Below are 3,371 nucleotides of genomic sequence, written 5' to 3'. Positions count from 1 at the left end.
GGTCAGCCGCTCAGAAGCTATACTTTTGCTTATAAGCAAGGGGCTTTTAATACCAATATATTGGATAAGGTGACGCATCTGGATGCTTACGGGGCTGAGTTTGCAAGCCATACGATGGACTATTATGATGATGTTAGAAATGGCAGTAATTATATACCGTTTAAGACTCAGGCTGAGATGTGGAAGTTACACGATGATGGTATAGATGCAGGATTTATTAACCCGGTGGCTAATATGGGTATATCCGGTTTCAGTGATAGAGCAAGTGCTTTGGGAGGTAGTAAGACCTCTTCAAGAAGTGTGTCGTTATATGCAGGTGTCGGAGCTCTGAATCCAGATAAAAATTTCTCGGGAGGAATAAGTTACAGCTACTCAAACAGTACAACCGAAGGAATTTCGACCTTGGTAGATGTCAACGGGGATGGTTTGCCCGATAAAGTGTTCAAAAAAGAGAACAGTTTATATTACCGGGCAAATATCTCACAAACGACAGACGGAGATGTGAAATACGGAGACGCTGTAAAAATACAGGGTGGAATATCTCAGTTTTCTAAAACCAAAAGTAATTCTCACTCCTTTGGAGCTAAAGGGTATACTCCGTTTACCTCAACAGGAATTGATACAGGGTTCTCATCGTCCGAAACTTCCGTTTATTTCTCAGATGTGAACAACGACGGTTTAATAGACCTGATTGTTGATGGTAAGGTATATTTTAACCATATAGAATTCGATGGCTCAGGCAATGCGATCCCAACCTTTACACTAAGCAGTGGTGATACTCCGAGTCCGGTGATGGGTGGCGGCGTAATTGACACAAGCAATACGGAAGTTAATCCACAGGAACAGGAAGAATTCATAAATGCTTCTCCGATGTTAGATGCTGTCCGTATATGGGAAGCTCCGTTTACAGGAGCGATCAGGATCGAGGGGAATGTACAGTTACAATCTCCACAAGCCGGATATGATCAGGTAGAGTATGAAAAAGCAGACGGTGTACATGTTGCTATCCAGGTTGCAGGAAGCCAGAAGTGGGATAAGGCGATCGCCAAAGGTGACTTTACTTCTTATCAGGCTAATGTAAGCAGTGTGACAGTTACTAAGGGGCAAAAAGTATATTTTCGTGTTCAATCCGGAACAGATAAGATGTCGAACGGTGCATTCGACCGGGTAAAATGGTCACCTGTCATCACTTATACCGACAGGGCCAATTACACAGACCCGAATGTTTTTGGAACAGCTATTTATAAGGTGTCAGATGCGGACTTTATCAGCATTGAAAATCCGAATTATATTCCATCTTCAACCCCTGTAACGGTTTCCGGTAAATTTGTTAAGCCCGTAACATCCGATAATGTTACGTTGAAAGTTATACTTTCTAATAATAAAACGCAGGAAAACGAACAGCAAACACCGAACCCGGCTTATCAGGAAGTTGTAGCATATCAAAGAATATTTGCATGGAACGAAACATTTGACGGCGATATATCTTTTAATGTGGCGAATACATTTGGCGGAGAAAACCTCCAATTCAATGTACTTGCCGAAACAAATGTAGCATCAGGTAATATCAAATGGACGCCATACATCAATTATTCGATAAATGGCAATGCTATAAGTCAGCCGGCTACGGTTTATTATCCGGTTTATGCAGCACATATTTCTGAGGGACAACCCTACACTTTAGCTGCTAACGGAAATCTCAAGATAGAACCGAAATTCTCTGGCTTGCCCGTTATACCGGACGTAACTGTTAACGGCAAATTATTGATGGCAGTTAAGAGCGTTACTGGATTAATAGCCAAACAGGAGGTAACCATTACAAGTGGCGTAGTAACGCCTGTTTCCGTTATTAATTCCGTTGCGGCACAAGCCGGAACAGTCTGGGTGGAATATTATGTGACGGATAAATCATTGTTGGCTAAACTGGGTAATCCGACAGCTATTATTACAGTGAACAGTGCAGTCTCGACAGTGGCAGCCAATACATTCACTAACCGTGAGAATGAAGGATACGGAATTATGTTCCGTGGCTGGGGGCAATTTATATATAATGCAGGAGACGGGCGATATGGTAACCCGATTCAGGAATCATTGTTAACATTGCCTGAAAATAAAAACAATGCCGACCCGATGAAGATGGTACTGATGCCGATGAGTCTGGAACCTGACTCTTTAAGCTATTGGGTAGGACAGAATCCTGCGACTTTTGTTAATGGAGGAATTATAAGCAGTTCACGGCTCGGCGAACAGCAGGTGGTATTGACCAATCCGTTGGCTGACCTGGGCAATAATAATGTTACAGGAGGCTCGTGCCTGCAAGGTTCGGGAGCTGGTGCCCCCAGCTTAAAGTCGAAAGGGGATAATAATGGAACATTGCTGGGAGGCGGAGTTCCGGGTATTTCTGCAAATTTGAGCCAAGGGAGCGGTTCCGAAGAATCTATACTATCTTTTACCGATATGAACGGTGACGGATTTCCTGATATTATAAGTAAGAATCAAATCCAGTTTACCAATGTCCGTGGAGGTTTTGACGGTGAAGTATTGTCCGGCAGATATACTTCATATTCAGAAAGCAGTAATCATGCTTTGGGAACGGGGGGAGATATTATTAAAGCCGCAAGTATTTTTGCAAAAGCTGTCAAAAAAGACGCAAATCAAGGAACTGTTTCAAACGAAAATGCCAAAAACAACCCGCCTTCATTGAGTGCGTCTGCCGATAAATCATGGAATAAAGATGAAACCAAATATTCATTAACAGATGTCAATGGGGATGGTTTACCGGATAAGGTCATGAAAGACGGAGGAAAAGTATGTCTGAACCTTGGATATGGTTTTACAGATGAAATAGCCTGGGGAATTGATGAAATTCAAAAAGGAAATGCATCGACAGTAAGTGCCGGGCTGAATTTAGGCTTCAATATAAAAAATTCCAGTTTTGCAGGTGGTTTTGGCTTAACGACAACCAGTGGTGGAGCCAATTACATGTTGATGGATATAAATTCAGACGGACTGCCCGATAAAGTATGGGAAAATAATGGAACTGTAAAAGTTGCTTTTAATACAGGAAACGGATTTGCAGAACCTGTTACATGGGCAGGAATGGATAAGATAAATAAATCGGCATCCACATCCGAATCTCTGAATGCTTCTTATACACTCAGCATTCCGATACCACTGACACCTATAGCGATTAAAATTAATCCGGGATTAAGTGCTGCTAAATCAATGAATCGTACAGTTTATTCTGTGCAAGATGTTGACGGTGATGGCTTCCCTGAAATCGTCTCTTCCGACGAAGACGGCAAGATGACCGTATATCGTTCTACCATTGCACGTACCAATAAACTGAAATCCGTAAACAATCCATTAGG

At 42.2% G+C, this 3,371-nt stretch carries 1 pseudogene; it reads left to right on the top strand.

Annotation, left to right across the window (positions count from 1 at the left end):
• Window positions 1-3,371: pseudogene (locus CLV62_RS21855) on the top strand (toxin TcdB middle/N-terminal domain-containing protein); the annotation flags it as partial.

The sequence above is a fragment of the Indolivaga alginatilytica genome (assembly GCF_003201355.1).
In the GTDB taxonomy this organism is placed as follows: Bacteria; Bacteroidota; Bacteroidia; order Bacteroidales; family Dysgonomonadaceae; genus Dysgonomonas_A; species Dysgonomonas_A alginatilytica.
Note: the sequence above shows the minus strand (reverse complement) of the source record. Positions and strands in the feature narration are given on the sequence as shown.